We start from the raw sequence: 21856 nt of genomic DNA, 5'->3' as shown, positions 1-21856 counted from the left end.
CGCCACCCTGCGGCAGGCCAGGTGCGCTGTCAAGGTGAGTCACCACGATGCGATGAGCGGATCCTCGTGCTCGCTCCGTCGCCATTCCTCGGTGATCCGGCCGAGTTTGGCCGGGGCGGCCATGGCGCGCAGGGCCGCGATCTTGTCGTCGCGGACCTCCAGGATCACCACGCCCAGGACGCGGCCGTCGAGCGCGGCGATCACCGCGGGGGAGCCGTTGACCATGGCCGCGTGGAGTGCGGGGGAGCCGCCTGCCAGCTTCCGTTTCGCCGGCGTCGGCTTGAAACCGGCGCGCACCATGGCGGCGATCCGCTCCGGAACCGAGAATCGCAGGAGCTTCTCCGCCAACCCGGCGCCGTCGGTGACGGCGGTCGCGTCGTCGGTCAGCAACGCCAGCAACCGTTCGGTGCGGCCGGAGGAGGCGGCGTCGAGGAACGCCTCGACGATTCGGCGCGCGGAGGCGCGGTCGACCGCACCGACGGTGCGCTCGGCGGCGACATGGCGGCGGGCCCGGTGGGCGTGCTGCTGGCTCGCGGACTCGGTGATGTCGAGGATCTCGGCCACTTCGGCGTGGCTGTGCGAGAAGGCCTCACGCAGGACGTAGACGGCCCGCTCGATCGGCGAGAGGCGTTCCATCAGCGTCAGCACGGCCAAAGTCACCGATTCGCGCTGCTCGACGGTTTCGGCGGGCCCCAGCATCGGGTCGCCGTCGAGAAGGGGTTCGGGCAGCCAGTCGCCGACCGCGCGTTCGTGTCGCGTCTTCGCCGAGCGGAGCCGGTCGAGGGACAGGTTGGTGACCACCTTGGTCAGCCACGCCTCGGGCACCTCGATGTGTGCCCGGTCGGCGGCCTGCCAGCGCAGGAACGCGTCCTGCACCGCGTCCTCGGCGTCGGCGGCCGAGCCGAGCAGGCGGTACGCGAGCGAGGCCAACCGGTCCCGGTTGGCCTCGAACCGCGCCACGGTGGCAGCGTCCATGAAGGCGACTCTAGGCGTCGACCGTCTCGGTGGACCGGTCGGACGCGGTGGTCAGATGGCGCTTGCGAGTCGGCAATCCGTACGTCGGGTGGCTCATATTCCACGCGACGTTCCTGAGCACGAACGCCTTGACCCACGCCGCCGGTCGACCGCGAAGGGACCAAGTGGACCGCGCGTCGCCGTCGACCACCTGGAAGATCGCGTCTTTGCCGCCAAGGCTGACGCAGTTGCCGAGGTATGCCAGCGGGGTCTTCGCGGGTTCGCGACCGGTCAGGTCCCCGATGATCGCGGCCGTTGCCTGCATTCTGGTGAATCCCGCTGTGGCGCAGGACATCGGCAGCGGTCGACCGTTCCCGCCGACGGCGTGGGCGCTGTCACCGGCGGCGTAGACAGTGGGGTGCGAGACCGATCGCATCATCCGGTCGACGGTGATCCGGCCGTCGTCTTCGACGGCGAGACCGCTCGCGGCGGCGATGGGATGCACGGCGAAGCCCGCCGCCCACAGGGTCGCGTCGGAACGGAAGGTGGTGCCGTCGGCGGCGACCGCGCCCGTCGCGGTGACCTTCTCGATGGTGGTGTGCTCGTGGACCTCGATGCCGAACCGGTCGAAGGCGCGCAGCAGGTGGCGTCGGGCCTTCGTGCCCAGCCAACCTCCCAGCTCGCCGGTGGTGGCCAGGGTGACTTTGAGCCCCGGCCTGGATTCGGCGATCTCGGTGGCGACCTCGATCGCGGTCAGGTTGCCGCCGACGACCAGCACCGACCCGTTCTCGCCCAGTCCATCCAGCCGCCCGCGCAGCCGCAGCGCCGCCTGCCGCCCGGCGACGTGGAAGGCGTGCTCGTCCACCCCCGGGACGCCCTGATCGGCGGAGGTGCTGCCGAGCGAGTAGAGGAGGGTGTCGTATTCGAGGTGGTCGGTGCGTTCGCCGTCGGTCACGGTGACGGTCCGGTGCTCCGGGTCGACCGCGGTGACGTGCGCCTGCCGCAGCCGGATGCCCGTGCCCGCGAACATCTCCGCCAGTCCCATGCGGCGCAGTTCCGCGCCTGCCGCGAGCTGGTGCAGGCGCATCCGCTCGACGAAGTCGGGTTCGGCGTTGACGACGGTGATCTCGAAGTCGTCGGGGTGCAGGTGGCGGGCGAGGTATCCGGCGGCGGAGGCTCCGGCGTAACCGGCTCCGAGGACGATGAGGCGATGCCGCATGTTGCTGCTCTTGTCTGTTCGCACGCCCTCTGAACGAGACAGCCCCCGGATTCCTGACAGGCTCGACTATGGCGTGGATCACCACGACCGGAGCAGGGCACCTCCCGCACTCGAAACAGATGTCCGCTGAATGACGATGCACTTTTCGCGGACGGCTCCTGACGCGAACCCCCAGGCGCCGGTCGAGCCGTTCGCCCTTGCGCGGGTGCCGGTTTACGCGGTTTCGGCGACGATGGCGCTCATCGGTCCGGCCGGCGGCCGGTGATCGAGGTAGCGCCAGCCGGTCTCGCGCAGCCAGGTCGCGCCTTCGTCGACGCTGTAGACGTCGCCGTCGTTGACGTGGATCGCGAACTCTCCCGCCATGAGCGCGGCGGGGAGCGGCCGTGTTGGGCAGTGACATGAGGCGCTCGTAGACTGAAACTGATGACCGAGTTGGTCTGGGGGAGATGGTCAGTGGTCAGTGCCACGGAGCCCACTCTGCGACGGATAGTCGCCGTTCTCGGCCGCGCGGAGGTGTTGGGCCACTCGTCGCTGTCCCACAAGCCTCGGGGCCACCCGGCCGCAGAGGCGGCGCGCAACCCCTCGCACGAAAGCCGGATCAGCCGCTTTCAGCAAGATCTCACCGGCGAGCAGATCGCCGAGTTCGAGCGCATCGCGGGGCCGAGCCGGCCCGGGTGGGCTACCCAGTCAGCGGGCCACGGTGACCCAGGCCGGCAATGAAGGCCCGGTTCCGTTGCGCCGCAACCGGTTCTTCCTGCTGTTGTGGTCGGGTCAGAGTGTGTCGCTGGTCGGATCGCAGGTGACGGTTGTCGCCTTGCCGCTGGTCGCCGCGCTCACCCTCGGTGCGGGTGCCTGGGAGATGGGCGTGCTCGCCGCGTGCGGCAGGGTGCCGTATCTGGTGTTCGGCCTGCCCGCCGGGGTGTGGGTCGACCGGCTGCCCCGCAGGCGGGTGCTCATCGTCTGCGGGCTCGGCCAGGCCGCGGTGCTGAGCTTGGTACCCGCCGCGGCGGCACTGGACCTGCTGACGCTGACGATGCTGTTCGGCGTCGCGTTCGCCGCGGGCGCGCTGGCCGTGTTCGCCGACATTGCCGCGCTGGCCCTGGTCCCGACGGTGGTGCCACGTGGCCAACTCGCCGGCGGCCAGGGCGCACTGGAGGCCAGCGCGTCGGCATCGCAGGTCGCGGGTCCCGCCCTGTCGGGCTGGCTCGTCCAGGCATTGACCGCGCCGCTGGCCATCCTGGCCGACGCCCTGAGTTTCCTCGTCGCAGCCGCGGCACTCTCGGGCGTCCGGGTCACCGAGCGCCCCCGCCGCGACGAGGACACTCCGTCGATGGTTCGCCAGATCATCGCGGGCGCGCGGGCGGTGTTCGGACCGCGAGTGCTGCGCTACGTGACTCTGTGCACGGCCACGCACATCTTCTTCTTCAACGCCTACCTGGCCGTGCTGGTGCTGTACCTGGCGCGGAACCTCGCCATGTCACCCGCCCTGCTCGGCCTCACGCTGTCCGCCGGGGCCGTCGGCGGACTCATCGGCTCGATGCTCGGTGCCCGAATCGGCAGGCGCTTCGGCCTGGGTAGGACGATGGCGGCCGCGATCACGGCGGCCGGGCTCGGCTCGGTACCGATCGTCTTCGCGGAAGACGCCACGGGACCGTCCATCGTGATCGTCGTCGGCTCGCAGACCCTGCTGTGGTTCGCCTTGCAGATCTACAACGTCCACCAAGTCCCCATTCGCCACACCCTGACCGACGAATCCATGCACGGCCGGGTCAACGCGACCATCCGCACCACCGTGTGGGGGACCGCCCCACTCGGCGCACTGGCAGGCGGCGCCGTGGGCGCCCTGGTGGGACTACGCGCCGCACTGCTCTTCGGCGGAATCGGCGCCACGACGGCCGCGCTCTGGCTCATCCTCACCCGGGTGACCACCGTCCGGACTCTGGACACGACCACGTCCGCGACACCGTCGCAATAGGACATCACGGCAAAACAAACAGACGCACGGACAGGGGGGCGCAAGGTCGATGCTCGGCACTGACGCACAAGGTCGTCTGTCGCCGAGTGCGGAGGGACGCGGGCGTTTATATGATTGACCCGGCGGGTTTCGTGCGACATTATTGTTCCAACACCGACGAAAGGGATTGAGATGGCGAGCATGTGGAAGCGAGGAACGCGACGCTGCTATAGCGACGCGATCTTTGCCGCGCGCTTGTCGAATCTTTGTTCCGCCGAGTCCATGCGGCCCGAACGGTCGCGGCTGTGCAGGTCAGGCTCCCCACCGATGGCGTAGACACGTCATGTCAGGGAGCCGTCCATCGGAAAACCGATCGGGCGGCTTCTTTATTTCCTACGCCCGAAATAGTAGGTCGGTCCCTTTTCTTCCGTCGATGCTTTATCGCGCCATCAATCGTGCCGCGTGCGTATTTTGACAACTTCACAGCGGAGCAGACATTTCGGCCTGGTCCACCTCGCGTCGGGGTTGGGGCAGGTCATGGTGGAGACGGGCTGTGGAGCCCGACCCGGCTGTAACCCGGGCGCCCGAGAGGGCAGAGGTGGTTCGACTCCACCCTCCACCACGCACACCCCTGTAGCTCAGCGGACAGAGCAGCGGCCTCCTACGCCGTGGTGCGCCGGTTCGACTCCGGCTGGGGGTACGGCGCCGCGGACAGGGGTGCCCGCGGCGTGTCGGCGGTCGTGGTGAACTCGGCGGACACGTCGGTCTTCCAAACCGAAGCAGCGGGTTCGATGCCCGCCGACCGCTCAACAGGCACAGCACCCCTGATGGCCGGCGGGGCTGTGGGTTAGGCCGCCGCACTTTCACTGCGGAGTACAGGGTTCGAGTCCCTGGCCGGCTGCGCGATGCCCGGTAGCTCAGACGGACAGAGCGCCCCACTACGACCGGGGAGGCCCCTGGTTCGACTCCCGGCAGGGCAACTGGGGACGTGCCATCAGGCACGCATGATCTATGCCTGTCGAGCTCGACTGGTCGAGCACCCGCCTTGTAAGCGGGAGGAACCGGGTTCGAGTCCCGGGACAGGCTCAAGACGGCGACATGGAAACCGTTGTCGGACAAGGAGGATTGGCCGAGTGGGAAGGCAACCGTCTCGAAAACGGTAGTCGGCGCGGGAGCGCCGCGCAGGTTCGATCCCTGCATCCTCCGCCGGCGCGGCCTTCGCCGCGCCACGGGTCGTCAGCTCAATTGGTCAGAGCCGCCGACTCTTAATCGGCGGGATAGGGGTTCGAGTCCCCGGCGGTCCACCAATGTATGCGGTGCGCGAACTCTGTCTGTGCTGGTCAGACCGGCATGGGAGAGTTCGTCCCGCTCAGGTTCGTCTTCGTGCCTGGGTTGTGGGATGCGGAAGACCGGCGTGATCCGGTCGGGTGCGGTGACCTTGATCTGGGCGACGAGGGCTTCCACGAGGGCTTTCTGCTGGTGATAGTCGCCCTCGGTGATGACGGCGGTGATGTGGTCGGAGACGTCGTCCAGGGTGGCGGCGTCGGGTTGGGCTGGTCGGTTGTCGAGTTCGGCGGTGAGGTCGTCCCGGCGGACACGGAGTTGTTTCTTCTGGTCGCGCAGCTTGGTGAGGCGGGCTTTGATGTCCTCGTCGTCGGCTTCCATCTGGTCGTCCTCGAAGGCGTCGAGGTAGCGGTTGACCTTTGCGGTGATCTTGGCGAGGTCGGTGTGGATGCGGTCGAGTTCGGCGGTGTTGTGTCCGTGGGCGGCGTCGTGTCGGTTGGCGGCGTCGGTGACGGCTTCGGCGATGAGGTCGTGGCGGCTGCTGTAGAACCGGGCGGTGGCTTCCAGGATGGCGGCGTCGAGGCCGTCTGCGTTGAGGCGGGGGTAGTCGCATTTGGCGGTGCCGTAGCGGTTGCGGTTCCAGCAGGTGTAGTAGCGGTAGGTCTTGGTTTTGCCGGTGGCGCGGGTGCCGATCATGGGCTTGTCGCATCGCGGGCAGGTGATGCGGCCGGTGGCCAGGTAGTCGCTGCTGTTGGTGGCGCGGTGTGAGGGTGTCTCGCCACGGGTTTCGAGGATGCGCGCGGCTTGGTCGAACACGTCGGCGGTGATGATCGGGGGGTGGGCGTCGGGGACGGTGATGTCGCGGAAGGTGATCTCGCCGAGGTAGACGCGGTTGGTGAGCATCCGCAGGATCTGGACCTTGGACCAGATGTTGCCGGTGGTGGTGCGCAGGCCGCGTTCGTTGAGGCTGGCGGCGATGGTGTTGGAGCCGAGCCGGTCGCGGATGTAGAGGTCGAACACCAGCTCGACCACGGCGGCTTCGGCCGGGTCGGGGATGAGGTAGGAGTTGTCGCTGATCTGGTAGCCGAATGATCGGCGTCCGCCGCGCCATTTGCCTTTCGCGGCTTTTCGAGACCGTGGATGAACACCCCGTGATCGTCGTCGTCCCACGATGGGCGTTGTCGGAACAGGAGCCTCTTCAAGTGCTCACCGACGATGACGACCAGTCACACGCCGTCCTCATCCGTGAGGGAACCACCATCGGCCACGACCTCGCGAAACTGATCAACGACATCGTTCAACAGCTGATCGCTCTGGCGTCCCTGGACCGCAGCCTGCGCTCAGACGATCCCAGTCGCAACTGGTACGTCACCATGTTCGGCGACCGGCGCGCACGCGCGCCGCGACGCGGCGACGATCAGTTCCTGTCCATCCCCCGGGAACCCGACTCGCCGGATGAACGAACGGGGCGGCCTGCCTGAGGCCACCCCGTTGTCCTCTCGGCTGTGACAGTTCGATCAGTGGGCGAGTTGCGCAGTCATGATTTGCAGGTGATGCGCGACCGAAACGTCTCCCAGGCAGTCCTCGGGAATGCGAGCGCGCCGCCAGTGGGACTCTTGGAGTCCCGGACGCCCGCTTCGGTCGTGGCGAGGGCGATCTCGACGCACGCCTGGTTCTCGTTGCTGTAGCTACTCTTGCGCCATCTTGTCTGGGCGATGTCGGCCGTAGACATGGTCAGCTCCCTCTACCTCCAGGCCCTCATGATCTCGGTGATCCGCCGAGCCGATTCCTCTGGATTGAGCGCCTGTTCGCGCAGGCGGTCAAAGGTAAGGCTATAGCCAGAGAGCCGATCTTCGTCCTCGATGTACGCGCCGTCCTGCAACCCCTCCACGTAAGCGGCCGTGGGTGCGTCCGGCTCGAAGTAGATCAGGTGGTAGGCCGTTCCGATTCCCGGGAAGGCGCCCAGCGTCGATGGCAGGACCTGCACGATGATGTTGTCCTGTGCTCCGCGCTTGAGTAGATGATCAAGCTGGGCGGCCATAACATCGTGCCCGCCGATCGGCAGGTGCAGGGACGGCTCATGCAGGATCGTGTGCAGACGAATCGGCTCCGTCGGATCGTCCAGCCGCGCTTGGCGTTTCTGTCGAAGGCTGCGCCGCTCGGCCACGATGTCCTCAGGTATCTCCGACCCTCGGACGCCGAGCAGCGCTTCCGAGTATCCGGCCGTCTGAAGAAGTCCGGTGATCAGCACGGTCTCGACTGTGCGCACCTCGAAAGCGTCGGCCTCGTCTTCAACGAAGTCCTTGAAGTCTCCACGCAAGCTGTCGGGGCTGTAGGTTCCCCACTCGTCTTGACTGTCCGTGGCGGCAACGGCCAGCCGGACGGTGCGGTCGCGGTCGTCTTCCCCGATGCCAATGATCGTTGCGAGTGCGATGATCTCCGCCGGACCAGCGATCAACTCCGCGCGTTCCAACCTGCTGAGCTTCGACTCCGACCACTTCAGCGGCTTGGTCACCTGCTCCAGCTTGAGTCCCCGATCCGTGCGCCACTTCCGAAGGGTCCGGCCAACCCGGCGTTGGCGGACGCTGGGTCCGTCTTTCTTCGGCACGTGTGCCTCCTGGCGCATCTCGTAGTCGACAGCAGCCTGTAGCAGGCACCGAACATTAGCGCGCCCAAGGTACGCCATTCGAGTGATCTGCAATTTTTCGAGTCGAGTGTATTTGCGCTCGTGCAATTTTGCGAAGAAGCTCGGTGCAACTAGAACGCATCGGGAGGTTTGCGGTGGGGTGGTCGAGGGAGAGGGCAAGCGGCGACCGCTGGCCTATCGCCGATGTCGCACGACGGGAGCGGGTTCGCGCCTGCGCCGAGGGTGTGTCGGACCGTCGTGCGTTCTCAAGGAGTGCGATGCACACATCGACGCGATCAGCCGGTCACCTTCGGGCTGGCGTGTCTCGCGCGCTCCGCGACGGCTCGCCCGGTCCTGCTCCAAGATTCCTCAGGACCGGGCGGGCCGTTCGTCAGGGAGCGACGTCATGAGCGCGGGCGAGTTGACGATCTCGCCGCGGTTGGGTCTGTGGCTCGTGCTCAAGCGAGCACGCGATCAGAGACTTCGTTGGCTACGCGCTGACCAAACGGTCTACGACGGCGGACGCCCACTTCAACTTTGGCTGTATCCCCACCTGGATGTTGCGATGGCGGACTCATATGTGCGCTTCGTCAGCATTGCCGACTCCGGGTTCATCACCTGCCGCGCGTTGCTTACCGCCCAAGGCGCGGCGCTGTTGTCGATGCTCGACCTCATCCAACTTGCGGACGCTCATGCCGAGCGGCAGCAAAGGGTCCTGTTCTCAGGTCGCCCGGTGGCGTTGATTCCCAGCACCGTGGGAGGCGTCGTATGAGTGTGCTTCCCATCCTGCTGACGGCGATCAGCGCGCTGTTGATGATTTCGTTGGTCGTTGCGGGCGTCGTTCTCCTCGCCCGCTTGGCCGAAAGTCGCCGGTTGGACCGATGCAGGCGGGCCGATGCTTGGCGACCGCGTCATGGCATTTCTTCAGACAGCCCGGCGGGCAGTCGAGACATCTTGACGCGCCGCTGCCCGCCGGGCGTTCCACCACCGCCGCCGGAGACGCACAACGACGTGCGTACCCCGAATCCGGCGGGCACGCAGCAGCGGACTCGATCACTCCGCGCCGAATGCACTCTCGGCCGCTGCGTGGATACGGCGAGGAGTCGGGAGTGCGCGGCGGCCACACCCCAGCCAGGTCGCCGCTGACTGCTCCTCGCAGGACCCGCACGACGGGGTGGCGACGTCGTGCGGGTCCCACAATCCATCGCGGAAAGGGAACGACCGGTTATGAGAATCGTGGTCCCGGAACAGACCTGGGAACGCGGCTACTTCCGCCCTGAGCAGGTGCACTTGCTGGAAACGTGCGATGGCCGACCGCGTGTGTTGGACCGAGGCGAGCAGCACGGTCCTGTGCTCGTGGCTGTGTGCGGGTCTTGGCTTCGTTCGGCACCTGCGGACCCAGCCACGACGCATGGGCGATGCGTCGAGTGCAGTGATGCTGCCAAGCGAATCGGAGGGATCGTCTGATGGAACGCCAGATGATCCACGGCGATCTGTCCAAAATGGATGGACCGGTCGCGGATGAGCCCGTGGTTCTTGCTGCGTCAGACCACTCGCGGGTTGCCTCGCGGGTCGATCGGCTACGCCGGGAGGGATACAAATTGTCGCCGCTTCCGGGCCTGACAGGACGGGTCGATGGTCTCTACGCCGTGCGTTACTGGATGGGAATGATCGACAGTGCAGTCATTCGAGCGTTCGACTGCGTGAGTGCTGCACGGGTTCTCGATCAGATGGTCATTCCGTATTGGGGTGACGAAGAGCCTCCCGTGGTATGGGCGAATGTCGGAGACCTTGCCGTCATTGACGAACTGCTCGCGCTGCCACGGCCGCCTGACATCCGCCGAACCCGACCGTCGACCCACTTGGCCGTTCTTCGATGAACCGCGTATAGCCGTTGGTCGCAGGTCGCACAGAGGGGAGGTGAGTTCACTCAGATGGATCTTTGGAGCGCAAGGCCGCCGCCTCCGGTTGGTGCCTGACTACGCACTCTCGTAGTCAGCGTCAGCCGATCAGTGGTCCCGTCAAGCGCTCAACACCGACATGCTCGATTCGACAGAAAGGATCACGTCACCATGATCAATGACCCGCTGGTGCTCGCCGTCGAGAGCCTGGAGCAGGTTCACGACCGGTACGACTTCGCGCACTCCGACTCCACCGGTACCTCCACCGGCGACGACGGTCAAGGAGCCGACAAGCTGAACCACCCCGAGTAGCCGCCCCGTAGGGGCGTCCGACTGATGAGCTAGCTCGACTCCTTCGACACGGCCCGAGTTATCCAAGGGACAGACATGAAGCACGCTCTCGTAGATGGAATTGTGAAGGCGCTTGGTTGGGCCGGGCCAGAAGAGTTGGGCACCGGATTCGTGCGCGGAGCCCTGCCTGATGCAGGGCTCCGCGCACGCCTGCTGACACCGAGCCGACTGCTCGACCTCGTGATGCGTCGGAGCCTGTCCGCTCCGCAGTTGCGCGTGTTCCAAGACGGCAACGAGATCCACCCCGCTCGATTCCTTGACGACACGGCGAACCGCCGTGGACAAGGGATTCGGATGGCGAACATGTCCCGGCTCGGCAACTTGCTGGAGTCCGGGTGCACGATGGTCCTCGATCAGGCCGACGTGTTCGACCCGACCTTGGAGGCAGCTTGTCGCGCTCTCCAGTGGTGGTCGCACGAACAGGTACAGGTGAACACGTATCTGACAACCCATGCGACAGACGGCTTTCCGTTGCATTGGGACGACCACGAGGTGGTCGTGGTTCAGCTCGCCGGCGAGAAGGACTGGGAGGTCCGCACCTGTCCTCGTGTCGCGCCCATGTACCGCGATGCTGCGCCGAACGATGCGCCGCCGGAGGAGGTGGTGTGGAAGGGCACCTTGCGAGCTGGCGAGGTCATGAACGTACCGCGTGGTTTCTGGCACCGAGCCAGTCGAGCTGAACTCGGGGATGGTGTGAGCCTCCACGCGACGTTCGGGATCTCGAAACGGACCGGCGTGCACTGGCTGACTTGGCTCGCCGACAACTCGCGTCGCATTGAGGCATTCCGGCACGACCTTGACCGAAGTGCGTTGTCGAGTCAGGCCGACGAGCTGATCAAGGCGATCACACCCCTGACTCGTGAGTTCTCACCGGAAGCCTTCCTGGCTGCTCGCGAGGTCGAGCACAGTGTCGGCAGGCACGTCCCCATGCTCGACTTCCTCGGCGCGGAGAAGTCGATCGTCTGCGTCTCAAGTTTCGAGCCCCAGATCCGCGAGGCGGCGAGCGGTGCGATTGAGGTACTGGTCGCCGGACGCAAGCTCACGTTTGCCGCCGCCGCGCGCCCGGCTCTCGACGCGCTGCTGTCCGGTCACCCCGTCGACCTGGCGGAACTTGAGTCCGCGACCGGCCTCGACGTTTCACAACTCGCCAATGTGCTGTTGAAGGAGAAGATTTGCGCGCCGCTGACCCCGGAGTTGTCCTCGGGCTATACCGGTCTCGTCACCCATCTGCCATCTTCGACGCAGCTCACCGCCTAGGAGTCCGCACGCTCGACACCGCGTACAACTATCACCAGTTCGGGTCTCATCGCACGCTCCGCCGCGTCGCCGGGGATGTGCTAGCCGAGTTCGACATCTCGACCAAAGTCGGATTCTTCCCAGGTGAAGGTGCTGCCGGACCCGATCATTCGCTGGCACCGGACATGCTCACTGAGGCCGTCCAACGTGCAGTTGACGACCTGGGCCAGGTTCCGGCTGTCGTTCTCCTGCACAACCCCGAACGCACGCTGGAGACGTTGTCGCTGGACGAGGCAATGGATCAGTTCGCCGCAGCGGCAGCGGCGTTGGAGGGAGTTGTCGCGTCGGGGCTCGCGGCATCCTGGGGAATCTCCACCTGGCACGCGGACCGGGTTCTGCGAGTCGTGGCCGAGATCCCTAAGGTCCACCGGCCGAGGCCGCACATCGCGATGGTTCGAGCTGGCCTGCTGGTGAGCGGCAGGGAATTGGACGCGGGTGAACGCCTTGCTCGCCAGCTCAGCGTGAACGAGGTGTGGGGTATGAGCCCGTTCGGCGGCGACGCCGATTCGGCGATCTGGACGAAGGTCGACAGCCGGATGTTCATGGACGAGGAGTGCTCGGTGCGGCAGGCAGCGTTCCGTGTCGCGGGGGAACTTCCGCGAGTGGACCAGGTGGTCGTGGGCACCGACAACCCTGATCATCTCGTAGAACTGGTAACGGCCGCGACCATGAGGCCCGACATGGACAAGATCGCGGCCTACCGCGACCTGCTGCGATCGAGAGCTACGCGGGCGCCGCAACCAGCGAGCTGAGCAGCCGCTCGGACTCGCGGAGCGCAGGCTCCACCAAGGGACCGGGGGTCGGCTTGTTCTTGGACAAGCGGATCACGTTCGAGCAGAACAGCAACTGCGCGAGCAGGCCCGACCGTGATCCCAGATCATCAGCGAACTCACGCTGAACACGATCTGCGACTTCCGGCACCCGGAGTGAATGACCCCACAGCGTCGCGGCATCGAGCCCACGCGGTGCGGAACCCCAGCTCTCCCAGTCAAGGATGCAGCAGTCCGGCGCGGTGATGTTTCCCCAGTGCAGATCCCCGTGCGCTGTGGTCCACTCGGTGACCGTCGTGTCAACGCTGCGATCGCCGAAGACCTGGTCGATCCGCTTCGTCAGATGGCTCTGCGTCATCGTCACGCGGCCGGTTTCGTGACCGGACAGCGCTCCCACCGAGGTCGTCAGGTCACCCCACCAGCGATCATCGAGCGCAGGTTCGGCAGTAATCACGCCCGAGCTGTCCACCGCGGCCGACTTGACCAACTCCGTTTCGTCTGCGCGCCACACCACGCCCCTGGCGTCATCAAGCCAACGGTGCGAGCGGAACAGCCTGGGCTTATGGACGCCGACGATCGTTGAGGCCATCTCCGGCCCGGCCCAGGAGTCATGAGCGTCAGCGGGCGCGCGCCAGGTCAGGTGGACCCACGTGCCGTCACTGCTCGGGAAGCCAACCGTCGCACCTTGCGTGCCGAAGGCGCTTCCCGCTCGGTCCAGCGACAGGCCGAAAGCCTTCTCTACGATCTCGATGGCGTCGTCGTACTGCTGTGCGCGCAGGTTGTAACCGTCAAAGTCCACTCTGTGAACTTTAGCGTGTCCCTGGTCACTCTCAGCCATTTGGTGGGTGATCAGTTCGATCACGTGGGGTGCCACCTGAGACCGGTGATCCCACCGCCCGGAGCTGAGCTGACGGCCTGCCGGTCAGTCATCGGGGCGCACCGATGACCGCGTGTGCACGGCCTTGACCTGCACTTCTGGACCTTCGGCGGTCACCTCGGCAGAGTTCTTATGCTGGGACGTTAGGTCCACTCGGCACAGCCATGCCCCTGTGGTCCAACGGACAAGACACCGGCGTCCGAAGCCGGGGACGCGGGTTCGACTCCTGCTGGGGGCACGTCGTCATTCCCCTGAGGTGCAACAGGTCGCACGCCCGGTTGTTAACCGGGAGGACCAGGTTCGAGTCCTGGTGGGGGCGCGGGTCCGCGCACCGACGGTGCCCGGCGCAAGGGGCGAACACACGCGTGGCTCGGCAGTCACCCGGGACTCATGACCCCGGGCACCTGGATCGACACCAGGGCGCGCGACCAATGTCCGGCCTTTGAGCCGGTCCTTGGCCTACGTCACGACGGTCGTGGGGCGGCCTGCAAAGCCGTCGACACCGGGTTCGACTCCCGGGTGGGCCTCATCGGTGTCTGCTTCGCTGTGTTTCCCGGCTCGCGCTGTTGGGCACCCGTGTTGGAGCAACGGTGAACGGAGGCCCCATGCCTGACCTGCGACAGCACACACCACCGATACCTGACCCGGTCGCGCCGGATCCCGAGCCGCGTCCACTCCCGCCAGAGCCGGACCCCGTTCCGCCGATTCCGGGACCCGGCCCGACGGTTCCCCCGGTGCCCGGGCCGCTCCGCCCTGGCTGACCTGGCCGCACCGCATGAGGCGCTGCCCGGCGAGGAGAGTGGCGGGGTAGGAGAGTAGGGGCGTGCGGAACGAATTGTCGTCGACCACGTGCGAAGCGCCGCCTGCTCGGGGACGGCGAGCCGGTCTGCTGATGCTCGCCGTGTTCGCCGCCGCGCAGGTGGTGTGGCTTGTGTCGGCGGTGTCGCTGTTGGTGCTCTTCTCGGCGGGGGACGGGCCACTGCCGCTGCCTGCGTTGGTGACCCTGCTGGTGGTGCCCACGGCGTTGGCCGCGGTGGCGGCGGTGGTGGGCACCGCGTTCCTCGGCGGTGGATCACCGCGGACGCGGGTCCCGCGCGAGTTGGCCCTTCGCTGGAATCCTCGTGACGTGGGTTTGGGCGCCGCGATCGGGGTTGGTGGGCTGGTCGTCACCATTCCCGCGGCGGCGGTGTGGTCGTCGTGGGTTGGCGGAGACGAGGCGAACTCCGCGGTCGGTGCGGCGTTCGCCGGTCGGACGCTCGCCCCGGCGACGGCGGTGGTGGTCTTCCTGGTCGTCTGGCTGCTCGCGCCGCTAGCCGAGGAAGTGCTTTTCCGCGGCGTCCTTTGGCGCGCACTGCAACATTGGCGGTGGAACCGGTGGGTGATCTTCGCCGTGACCAGCGCGGTGTTCTCCATCGCCCACATGGAACTGCTGCGCACACCGCTGTTGCTGGTCATCTCCGTCCCCGTGGGCTTGGCCCGGATGTTCACCGGCAACCTGCTCACCAGCGTCGTCGCGCACCAGACAAACAACTTTCTGCCCGCGCTCGCCCTGCTCTTGATCACGACCGGCGCCCTGCCTGCGATTCCCGGCGGGTGAGGCCTGTCCCAGCGCACGTGGAGGTGTCTTCGATGAGGTCGAAGCTGTGGTGGCCGGTGGTGGCGGCGTTGGTGTCGGCGCTCGCGGCGTGTGGCGGATCCGCGGGCTCCCCGCCGGGCGGGCCGTCGCCAACGCCGTCGCCAACGCCGCTGCCACCGTCGTCAGCCACGGCCTCGGCGCCCACGACTTCGTCGGAGCCGTTGATGAGGCTGCGGGGCGTCGTGCAGGAGGGTGTGGAAGCGGGTTGCCGGGTGTTGACGACCGACGGCGGTCAGTACCTGTTGCTCGCCGGTGCGGGCCTGGTGGTGCCCATGGGCACGGAGGTGGTTGTCGAGGGCAGGCCCGCCCCGGACCTGGTGAGCTACTGCCAGGAGGGCATTCCCTTCGCGGTGAGCAAAGTCGAACCCGCGTGAGGCGACAGGAGTAGCGCTCGATGGGGCGTCAGCCCTGGGCGTCCGGGTCGTCGGCGGCGCCGAGTGCGTCGTCGACGCCGATCTCGCCGTCTGTGCGGACGTGCTCGTGGAGGGTTTCCAGCCGCTGTTCTTCTCCTGAGTCCTGCGGAAGCGTGCTCATCACAACCCCTTCCGATACGCGTTCGTCTTCTTAGTCCCTGCCGTCCGGTGGGGCGCTGACCCATTCCAGGATCAGCATCGTGGCGCCGAAGGTCAGGTGCAGCACGTCGTCGGCGGTGTTGGTGGGGATGAAGTTGGCCGCACTGCCGTCGGCGACGATGAGGCCGTACCCGCCGAACAACATCAAGAGCCCGCCGCCGCCGACCAGGTACAGCCTGGCTGCCGTGGTGGCGCGGGACAGCACCACCCCGGCGAGGCCGAACCCGATGTGCATCAGGTTGTGCAGAACGGACACGGCGAACAGCCCGAACAGCAGCCCCGGCCGCTCGGGTCCCGCGAAACCCATGGTCTCGTGGTTGGTGACCGTCGCGGGCACGAAGCCCGCCACGCCCAGCGCGATGAAGACCAGACCGAGGAAGAACGCGGCTTCCCGGGCGAACCCCCGGGCGGCCGCCTCGTCGGCGGCTGGGATGTGGTGTGTGTGCGCGTGTGCCATCGCCATCGCCTCCCTGACCTCGTGTGTCCCTCCATCGTGCGCCCGGCGGGGCCGCGGCGAAAGTCGCGGAATTGTCGGTGGCCTGTGCGATGGTGCGACCGTGGTGGTGGACTTCGATGCCGAGCTCTGGGAGTGGGATGCCCGGCGCGTGGACAGCTGGACGTTTGTGAGCCTGCCCGAAGGCGCGTCCGAGGAGATCCGCGCCGTCACCGGCCCGCGGCGCGGGTTCGGCTCGGTGCGGGTTCGGGTCACGGTGGGCGCCACCACCTGGACGACGTCGGTCTTCCCGGACAGCGGTCGCGGCGTCTACGTGCTGCCGGTCAAACGCGCCGTGCGCCGCGCCGAGGGGCTCGACGCGGGCGACGTCGCGGCGGTCTCACTGGAAGTGCTCGACCTCTGACCCTATGGTCACGCGACCGCGACGGTCCGGGATGAGCGAGACGGAGCCGCCCGCTCATCCCGGAACCCGCCTACGCCAACCGGGCTTCGATCGCCTCGATGACCCGCGGCCGCAGCTCAGCGGCCCGGATCACGGCGTCGACCGAACCGACTTCGACCGCACGCCCGATGTTGTGGACCCGGTCGAACTCGCCCGCGACCTCACCGAGTTTCTCGGCCCGGACCGTGGCGCGCAGCTCGTCCAGTTCCGCGGTCAGCGCCGCGCGGTCCGCGCCGGTGGCGGCCGCGCTGCGGGCCTCCAGGTCCCGCATCCGCGGGTCGGCCGCGATGCGGGCTGTGACGTCGCGGGTGAACACGACCGCCGCGGCGGGGGCGCCGCCGAGCACGGACGCGAACGAGCCCTCCAATGCGAGGACCGTCATGTTCGGGTTGAGCGCCTTGGAGAACACCACGAACGCGCCACCGTGGTACCTGGAGATCACGCAGAACACGATCGGTCCGCGGAAGTTCACGATCGACCGCCCGATCTCCGCGCCGTACTCCAGCTGGAGTTTGCGCATCGACTCCGGTGAGCCGTCGAATCCGGACAGGTTCGCCAGCACCACCAGCGGCCGGTTGCCGCTCGCCGCGTTGATCGCCCGGGCCACCTTCTTCGACGACTTCGGGAACAACGTGCCCGAGGTGTAGGTGTCCGGGCCGTCGGTGGGCGGGAAGCCGCGGCGCTGCACCGACCGCGACTCGATCCCCACCAGGCAGACCGGGATGCCGCCCAGGTGCGCGTCCTGCACGACGGCCGTCTCGGCGTCGGCCATGCCCGCCCAGCGTTCCAGCACCGGCCGGTCCTGGTCGGACAGCGCCCGCATCACGACCCGGATGTCGAAGGCCTTCTTCCGGTCCGGGTTCGTCTCGGCGGAGAAGATCTGCCCGACGCTGGTGAAGTCGCTGCCCGGCGCCCGGTGTGGGTAGCCGGTGACGTCGCGGTCGCGCGGGTCGGTGGTCTCCACCCGGCGCGGCCCGTCCTCACCCGGGGCGACATAGGTGTGGTCGTAGTACGTCATCAGCAGGTCCCTGGCCGCGGCCAGGTCCGACGCCCAGTACTGGGCCTGCCCGTTGGGGCCCATCACCCGGTCGTAGCCGCCGATGCCGAAGTTGTCCTCGGCGGAGACACCGCCGGAGAAGTCCAGCGACTGCTTGCCGGTGAGCACCATGGCCGAGTCCGGTGTCATCACCAGGATGCCCTTGGTGTGCATGAGCATCGTGGCCTCGGCGTTCCAGTACGGCTGGGCGCCGACGTTGATGCCCGCGACCACGATGTTGATCTCGCCGCCGTCCTGGGTGAACGTGACGATCCGCTTGAGCGCGGCGGCCACCCAGTCCATGTTCTCGGTGCCCGATTCCATGGAGATCCGGGCGCCGGAGGACACCGTGTACCACTCCACCGGGACCTGGAGCTGTTCAGCCAGGTCCAGCGCGGCGATCACCCGGCGGCACTCCGGTTCGGCCAGCGCGCCGAGCGAGGTGGTCGGGTCGCCGAGCAGCACGACGCGGGTGACACCCTGCGGGTGCCGCGCGGTCGGGGTGCGGACGACGCCCGCGACGATGGCGGCGGTGTTCTTCCCCCTGGGCCGGTCCACCGGCACCAGCGTGTGGTTGCCGTCCAGGTCGTACTCGGTGAACTCGCCGATCATGCTGGTGATCTCGTAGGGGTACACCGTGTTGCGGCTGCTGGCCCGCACCACCTTCTGCCGGTAGCTGTCCAGCGGCAGGACCGGCTCGTCGGACGGCTCGCCGATGGTGAGAGCCGGGCGGCCGGTGGCGTCGAACGAGATCCGCAGCGCCATCCGCACCAGGTCACCGGTTTTCGGGTTGCGCTGCCGGAGGATGAACTCGATCTCCTCCAGGCACGCCCCCGCGGTGGTGGGCATGATCCGGTTGGCCAGCTGCTCCAGCTCGGCTGGGGTGATGTCGCTGGTCTGCCAGACGTAGACCACGATCCGGTTGGTGTTGAACCGTGCCGCCGCGGGCCGCCGCTCCTGGGCCCGGCGGATCGAGTCCAGGCAGGTCGCGAGGGTGTTCTCCGCGGTCGGCAGGGCCACCAGCCTGCCGTCGTGGTCGCGTAGCCCCACCAGGTCCCGGACCTGGGTGAAGGCCACCAGCCGCTCGTCGGCGCGGTTCTCCCGGGCGAGGCAGTGGAACAGGTACACGTCCTCGTCGGCCGACGGCAGCCGGGTGAGGTCGAACTCGCGCAGCCGTTCCAGCTGCATCCGCTGGGCGATGTAGGGGTGCAGGCCGCGGATCAGCCGGTCCTCGGCCATTCCACTGTCCGACCCACTGTCCGTCGGGCGGAAAGTGATGTGCTGGTGCATGACGTCGCCGCCGCGGCCCGCGACGGTGAGGGTGAGCCTGCGGACCTGCGCGGGCAGCGGGTGCGCGCTGACCACCTCGGCCAGCCGCGCGGCCAGGTCGGCGGCGTCCTCCGGCTGGTCGCGCCACGCCAGGTAGAGGTCGGCCTCCAGTGGGCCCGCGCCCGCGGCCAGGGTGCCGAGGCCCCGCAACGCCTCCGGGAGGTCGTCGTGGCGGGTCGCGGTGGATACCACGGTGAAGTCGGTGCGCTCGGCGGTCACGAAGGTGCGGTCGGAGATCACGCTGGTCTGGATGTCGACCAGGCGCTTGTTGCCGTAGTACCGCCGGGTCAGCACCTCCAGCATGATCGCGTTGTCGCGCGCGTTCCGCTCGAGGTACTGGCTGAGCACCCGCACGAGCGGTTCGGTGGTCCGCACCATCTGGGCGATCCGCTCATCGCGGTCCGCGGCGTCCGGGTGGGCGGCCAGGTACCGCACGTGTTTGCGGACGTCGGCGTAGACCCGGGCCCGGTTGCGGCGCAGCATCGGCTGGCCGAGCCAGGCGAACACGACTCCGCGCGCCAGGTCGGAGACCACCGGGAACCGCACCTGGGTGGCGGCGATCAGGTGTTCCATGGCGAGCCCGACAGGTTCGCGCAGCGCCTCGTCCGGCGGCGACTCCCGCAGCCAGGCGCGCAGCAGGGTGGCGACGACACCGGCGTCGGTGGTCGCCCGCTGCTGGGCGAGGAAGATCCGGAACACGGCGGCTTCGAGTTCCGGGGTGCGTTCCAGGTCGGTGACGCCGTAGTGGCTCAGCGCCTTGGCGAGTTTGGCCTGGAACCGCTCCGGCAGCCCGGCCCGGTCCACGTCGAGGCTCTGCAGGTAGGTGTGGAAGTACTCGCGGGCGCTGTGGAGGTGGCTCTCACCGCTGATGTCCTCGCCTGCCGGGCGGTTGCGGCTCAGGTCGGCGAGATCGGCGAAGATGGTCATCAGGCGCACTTCCGCGGCCAGCGGCCGCCCGCCCGTCTCCCGCGCGGCGAGGTAGTCCTGCAGGACCCTGCCCTCGTCCTGGGGGTCGACGTCGTAGCCGAGCAGCTGTCCGCACAGGTCCTGCAGGCGGTCGGTGGCGGAGACATCCGGGCCGGTTTCCGCGAGGTCCCAGTCCACTGTCTCTTCGGTGTCGGCCGTGTTGTTCTTGGCGCCGCCGTTCTCGGCGAGCGGTTCCAGCCGCAGCAGCGGGGCGCCGGTCTCCACCAGGCTGCCCACGGCCACGGTGCATTCCTTGATCCGGGCGGCGAACGGCGCCCGCAGCACCGTCTCCATCTTCATGCTCTCCAGCACCAGCACCGGTGCCCCGGCCTCCACCTCGGACCCGGCCGCGACCGGAGTGGCCACGACCAGCGCGGGAGCGGGGGAGCGCAGCACACCGCCCTCGTCGCGGCTGACCCGGTGCGCGACGCCGTCCACCTCGACCAGGACCACCGGGCCCGCGGTGCCCAGGAGCAGGCGGTGGCGGACGCCGTTGACGCGGATCCGTCCGGCGTGCTGGTCGAAGCGGTCCAGTTCGACGTCGGCGGTGCGGGCGTCGCGCCCGGCCTCGATGCCGACCCGGAACCGGTGCGCGCCGACCCGGGTGGCCCGGACCCGGTACGTGGCGCCCCGCAGCTTGAGGTCGAGCCTGCGGCCGCTCTCGTGGCGCACCTGCGGGCGGCCGCCGAACGCGGTGGACAGCAGGCGCTGCTGTTCGACGCCTTCTTCTTCCTCGTAGGCCTGGATGGCGGCGGCGGCGATGGCGACGGCGGAGTGGCGCTGGGCGACGAGCCTGCCTTCCCCGCGGACCCGGTCGATCCAGCCGGTGTCGGCGCTGGCGTCGATGACCTCGGGCTGGTTGAGCAGGTCGAGCACGAAGCTCTTGTTGGTGGCGCCGCCGTCGATGATGACCGTGGTGGCGGCCATGGCGTGGCGCAGCCTGCCCAGCGCCTCGGTCCGGTCGCGGCCGTGGGCGATGATCTTCGCGATCATCGAGTCGAAGTCGGCGGGGATGGTGTCGCCCTCGCGCACGCCGGTGTCCACCCGGATCCCTGGCCCCGATGGCAGCTCCATCCGGACGATGCGGCCGGGGGAGGGCGCGAAGTCGCGGTCGGGGTCCTCGGCGTTGAGCCGGGCCTCGACGGCGTGTCCGCGCTCGACCGGTGGCTGTCCCTCCAGCCGATTCCCGGCCGCGACCCACAGTTGGGCTTTGACCAGGTCGAACCCGGTGGTGGCCTCGGTGATCGGGTGCTCCACCTGCAGCCGGGTGTTGACCTCCAGGAACGCGAACACGTTGTCCCCGGGGTGGTACAGGAACTCCACGGTTGCGGCGCCGCGGTAGCCGACCGCGACGGCCAGCCGCTCGGCGGACGACTTGAGCTCGGCGGTCTGCTCGGCGCTGAGCACGGGGGACGCGGACTCTTCGATGATCTTCTGGTTGCGGCGCTGGATCGAGCAGTCACGCACGCCCAGCGCCCACGCGGTGCCCTGGCCGTCCGCGATCACCTGCACCTCGACGTGCCGGGCGCCGGTGATGAGGCGCTCCAGGAACACGACTCCGCTGCCGAACGCCCGCGCGGCCTCCTGGCTGGTGCGCTCGTAGGCGTCGGCCAGGTCGGCGTCGTTGGTGATCACGCGGATGCCGCGCCCGCCGCCGCCGGCGGTGGCCTTGAGCATCAGCGGGTAGCCGATCCCGGCCGCGGCCGCCAGCGCGGCGTCCAATGACTCCACCGGCCCGCGGCTCCACGGTGCGACGGGTACGCCGACCTCCTCGGCGATCAGCTTGGCGCCGATCTTGTCGCCGAGTTTGCGCATCGCGTCGGCGCTCGGGCCGACGAAGGTGACGCCGACCTCCTCGCAGAGCGAGGCGAACGCCGGGTCCTCGGCGACGAAACCCCAGCCCACCCAGGCGGCGTCGGGCCGGGTCTCGACCAGCGCCTGCTTGAGCACTTTCAGGTCGAGGTAGGGCCGGGCCGACGCGGGCCCCAGGTTGTAGGCGACGTCGGCGGCACGGACGAACGTGGCGTTGCGGTCGACATCGGTGTGCAGAGCGATCGTCTCGATCGCCGTCCCGGTCTCCGCGGCCAACTCCCGGGCGGCATGGATGAGCCGCATCGCGGCCTCTCCACGGTTGACGATCGCGATACGGCGGAACATCCGACCGACCTTCCCTCTCCTCGACGTGGCCT

Annotated in this window: 19 protein-coding genes, 9 tRNA genes and 1 pseudogene; 19 read left to right on the top strand and 10 right to left on the bottom strand. The window is 68.1% G+C overall.

What is annotated here, in order from left to right:
- Nucleotides 1–39: 39 nt before the first annotated feature.
- The 3 genes from ACUZ2Y_RS05755 to ACUZ2Y_RS05745 all read right to left on the bottom strand — a co-directional run bounded on the left by ACUZ2Y_RS05755 (nt 40) and on the right by ACUZ2Y_RS05745 (nt 2536).
- Nucleotides 40–975: a sigma-70 family RNA polymerase sigma factor gene (locus ACUZ2Y_RS05755; RefSeq protein WP_476327621.1), complete on the bottom strand. Its 936-nt coding sequence runs from the start codon at nt 973–975 to the stop codon at nt 40–42.
- Between the two features lie 10 nt (nt 976–985).
- Nucleotides 986–2173: an NAD(P)/FAD-dependent oxidoreductase gene (locus ACUZ2Y_RS05750; protein ID WP_476327619.1), complete on the bottom strand. Its 1188-nt coding sequence runs from the start codon at nt 2171–2173 to the stop codon at nt 986–988.
- Between the two features lie 213 nt (nt 2174–2386).
- Nucleotides 2387–2536 carry a hypothetical protein gene (locus tag ACUZ2Y_RS05745; RefSeq protein ID WP_476327617.1) on the bottom strand — a complete coding sequence of 50 codons (150 nt, stop codon included), beginning with the start codon at nt 2534–2536 and terminating at the stop codon, nt 2387–2389.
- A 337-nt stretch (nt 2537–2873) separates the two neighbouring features.
- Between ACUZ2Y_RS05745 and ACUZ2Y_RS05740 the strand changes: the two genes are divergently transcribed.
- The 7 genes from ACUZ2Y_RS05740 (at nt 2874) to ACUZ2Y_RS05710 (ending at nt 5434) form a co-directional block, all read left to right on the top strand.
- The gene (locus ACUZ2Y_RS05740) at nt 2874–4148 is read left to right on the top strand and encodes an MFS transporter (RefSeq protein WP_476327616.1); all 1275 of its coding nucleotides are present in this window, start codon (nt 2874–2876) and stop codon (nt 4146–4148) included.
- A 606-nt stretch (nt 4149–4754) separates the two neighbouring features.
- Nucleotides 4755–4827 (top strand) — tRNA-Arg (locus ACUZ2Y_RS05735).
- A gap of 34 nt (nt 4828–4861) precedes the next feature.
- Nucleotides 4862–4934 (top strand) — tRNA-Gly (locus ACUZ2Y_RS05730).
- Between the two features lie 22 nt (nt 4935–4956).
- A tRNA-Glu gene (locus ACUZ2Y_RS05725) sits at nt 4957–5028 on the top strand.
- A 112-nt stretch (nt 5029–5140) separates the two neighbouring features.
- Nucleotides 5141–5213: transfer RNA gene (locus ACUZ2Y_RS05720), tRNA-Thr, on the top strand.
- A 33-nt stretch (nt 5214–5246) separates the two neighbouring features.
- Nucleotides 5247–5333 (top strand) — tRNA-Ser (locus ACUZ2Y_RS05715).
- A 24-nt stretch (nt 5334–5357) separates the two neighbouring features.
- Nucleotides 5358–5434: transfer RNA gene (locus ACUZ2Y_RS05710), tRNA-Lys, on the top strand.
- 595 nt (nt 5435–6029) lie between these two features.
- Here ACUZ2Y_RS05710 and ACUZ2Y_RS05705 read toward each other — a convergent pair.
- Nucleotides 6030–6431, bottom strand: a pseudogene (locus ACUZ2Y_RS05705) (recombinase family protein); the annotation flags it as partial.
- A 68-nt stretch (nt 6432–6499) separates the two neighbouring features.
- Between ACUZ2Y_RS05705 and ACUZ2Y_RS05700 the strand changes: the two are divergent.
- Nucleotides 6500–6892, top strand: a complete 393-nt coding sequence (locus ACUZ2Y_RS05700; protein WP_476327614.1) for a hypothetical protein — start codon at nt 6500–6502, stop codon at nt 6890–6892.
- A 56-nt stretch (nt 6893–6948) separates the two neighbouring features.
- Here the strand turns inward: ACUZ2Y_RS05700 and ACUZ2Y_RS05695 are convergent, their stop codons facing one another.
- The gene (locus ACUZ2Y_RS05695; RefSeq protein ID WP_476327612.1) at nt 6949–7143 is read right to left on the bottom strand and encodes a DUF397 domain-containing protein; all 195 of its coding nucleotides are present in this window, start codon (nt 7141–7143) and stop codon (nt 6949–6951) included.
- A 12-nt stretch (nt 7144–7155) separates the two neighbouring features.
- Nucleotides 7156–8037, bottom strand: a complete 882-nt coding sequence (locus ACUZ2Y_RS05690; RefSeq protein WP_476327610.1) for a helix-turn-helix domain-containing protein — start codon at nt 8035–8037, stop codon at nt 7156–7158.
- A gap of 406 nt (nt 8038–8443) precedes the next feature.
- Between ACUZ2Y_RS05690 and ACUZ2Y_RS05685 the strand changes: the two genes are divergently transcribed.
- The 5 genes from ACUZ2Y_RS05685 (at nt 8444) to ACUZ2Y_RS05665 (ending at nt 12337) form a co-directional block, all read left to right on the top strand.
- Nucleotides 8444–8809, top strand: coding sequence for a hypothetical protein (locus ACUZ2Y_RS05685; protein WP_476327608.1), 366 nt, complete (start codon nt 8444–8446; stop codon nt 8807–8809).
- A 694-nt stretch (nt 8810–9503) separates the two neighbouring features.
- Nucleotides 9504–9917 (top strand): hypothetical protein, encoded by a 414-nt coding sequence (locus ACUZ2Y_RS05680; protein WP_476327606.1) that lies wholly within the window; start codon nt 9504–9506, stop codon nt 9915–9917.
- A gap of 192 nt (nt 9918–10109) precedes the next feature.
- Complete coding sequence (locus ACUZ2Y_RS05675; RefSeq protein WP_476327604.1) at nt 10110–10250, top strand: hypothetical protein; 141 nt, start codon at nt 10110–10112, stop codon at nt 10248–10250.
- Between the two features lie 75 nt (nt 10251–10325).
- Nucleotides 10326–11546 carry a JmjC domain-containing protein gene (locus ACUZ2Y_RS05670; RefSeq protein WP_476327601.1) on the top strand — a complete coding sequence of 407 codons (1221 nt, stop codon included), beginning with the start codon at nt 10326–10328 and terminating at the stop codon, nt 11544–11546.
- A complete protein-coding gene (locus ACUZ2Y_RS05665; protein ID WP_476327599.1) occupies nt 11462–12337 on the top strand; it encodes an aldo/keto reductase in 876 nt (291 codons plus the stop codon). Before ACUZ2Y_RS05670 ends, ACUZ2Y_RS05665 begins: the two co-directional genes overlap by 85 nt.
- Here ACUZ2Y_RS05665 and ACUZ2Y_RS05660 read toward each other — a convergent pair.
- Entirely contained in the window at nt 12309–13217 is a 909-nt protein-coding gene (locus tag ACUZ2Y_RS05660; RefSeq protein WP_476327597.1) for a hypothetical protein, read from the bottom strand. The two genes, ACUZ2Y_RS05665 and ACUZ2Y_RS05660, sit on opposite strands and share 29 nt — an antisense overlap.
- A 181-nt stretch (nt 13218–13398) precedes the next feature.
- On the opposite strand from ACUZ2Y_RS05660, the gene ACUZ2Y_RS05655 reads away from it, so the two are divergent.
- From ACUZ2Y_RS05655 to ACUZ2Y_RS05635, 5 genes are all read left to right on the top strand, one after another.
- Nucleotides 13399–13470, top strand: a tRNA-Arg gene (locus ACUZ2Y_RS05655).
- Between the two features lie 10 nt (nt 13471–13480).
- Nucleotides 13481–13551: transfer RNA gene (locus ACUZ2Y_RS05650), tRNA-Asn, on the top strand.
- Between the two features lie 137 nt (nt 13552–13688).
- Nucleotides 13689–13759: transfer RNA gene (locus ACUZ2Y_RS05645), tRNA-Cys, on the top strand.
- A gap of 296 nt (nt 13760–14055) precedes the next feature.
- Nucleotides 14056–14829, top strand: a complete 774-nt coding sequence (locus ACUZ2Y_RS05640; RefSeq protein ID WP_476327595.1) for a lysostaphin resistance A-like protein — start codon at nt 14056–14058, stop codon at nt 14827–14829.
- Nucleotides 14830–15032: 203 nt separating this feature from the next.
- Complete coding sequence (locus ACUZ2Y_RS05635) at nt 15033–15242, top strand: hypothetical protein (protein WP_476327593.1); 210 nt, start codon at nt 15033–15035, stop codon at nt 15240–15242.
- 28 nt (nt 15243–15270) lie between these two features.
- On the opposite strand, the gene ACUZ2Y_RS05630 is transcribed toward ACUZ2Y_RS05635, so the two are convergent.
- The gene (locus ACUZ2Y_RS05630; protein WP_476327591.1) at nt 15271–15402 is read right to left on the bottom strand and encodes a hypothetical protein; all 132 of its coding nucleotides are present in this window, start codon (nt 15400–15402) and stop codon (nt 15271–15273) included.
- A 30-nt stretch (nt 15403–15432) separates the two neighbouring features.
- On the bottom strand, nt 15433–15897 hold the full coding sequence (locus tag ACUZ2Y_RS05625) for a DUF4383 domain-containing protein (protein ID WP_476327589.1): 465 nt from the start codon (nt 15895–15897) through the stop codon (nt 15433–15435).
- Between the two features lie 100 nt (nt 15898–15997).
- Between ACUZ2Y_RS05625 and ACUZ2Y_RS05620 the strand changes: the two genes are divergently transcribed.
- The gene (locus tag ACUZ2Y_RS05620; RefSeq protein ID WP_476327587.1) at nt 15998–16297 is read left to right on the top strand and encodes a DUF1905 domain-containing protein; all 300 of its coding nucleotides are present in this window, start codon (nt 15998–16000) and stop codon (nt 16295–16297) included.
- Between the two features lie 70 nt (nt 16298–16367).
- On the opposite strand, the gene ACUZ2Y_RS05615 is transcribed toward ACUZ2Y_RS05620, so the two are convergent.
- Nucleotides 16368–21824, bottom strand: coding sequence for an ATP-binding protein (locus ACUZ2Y_RS05615; protein ID WP_476327585.1), 5457 nt, complete (start codon nt 21822–21824; stop codon nt 16368–16370).
- Nucleotides 21825–21856: the final 32 nt, after the last annotated feature.

It is taken from the genome of Actinokineospora sp. UV203 (assembly GCF_056323665.1).
This window is presented reverse-complemented; position numbering and strand designations above follow the sequence as displayed.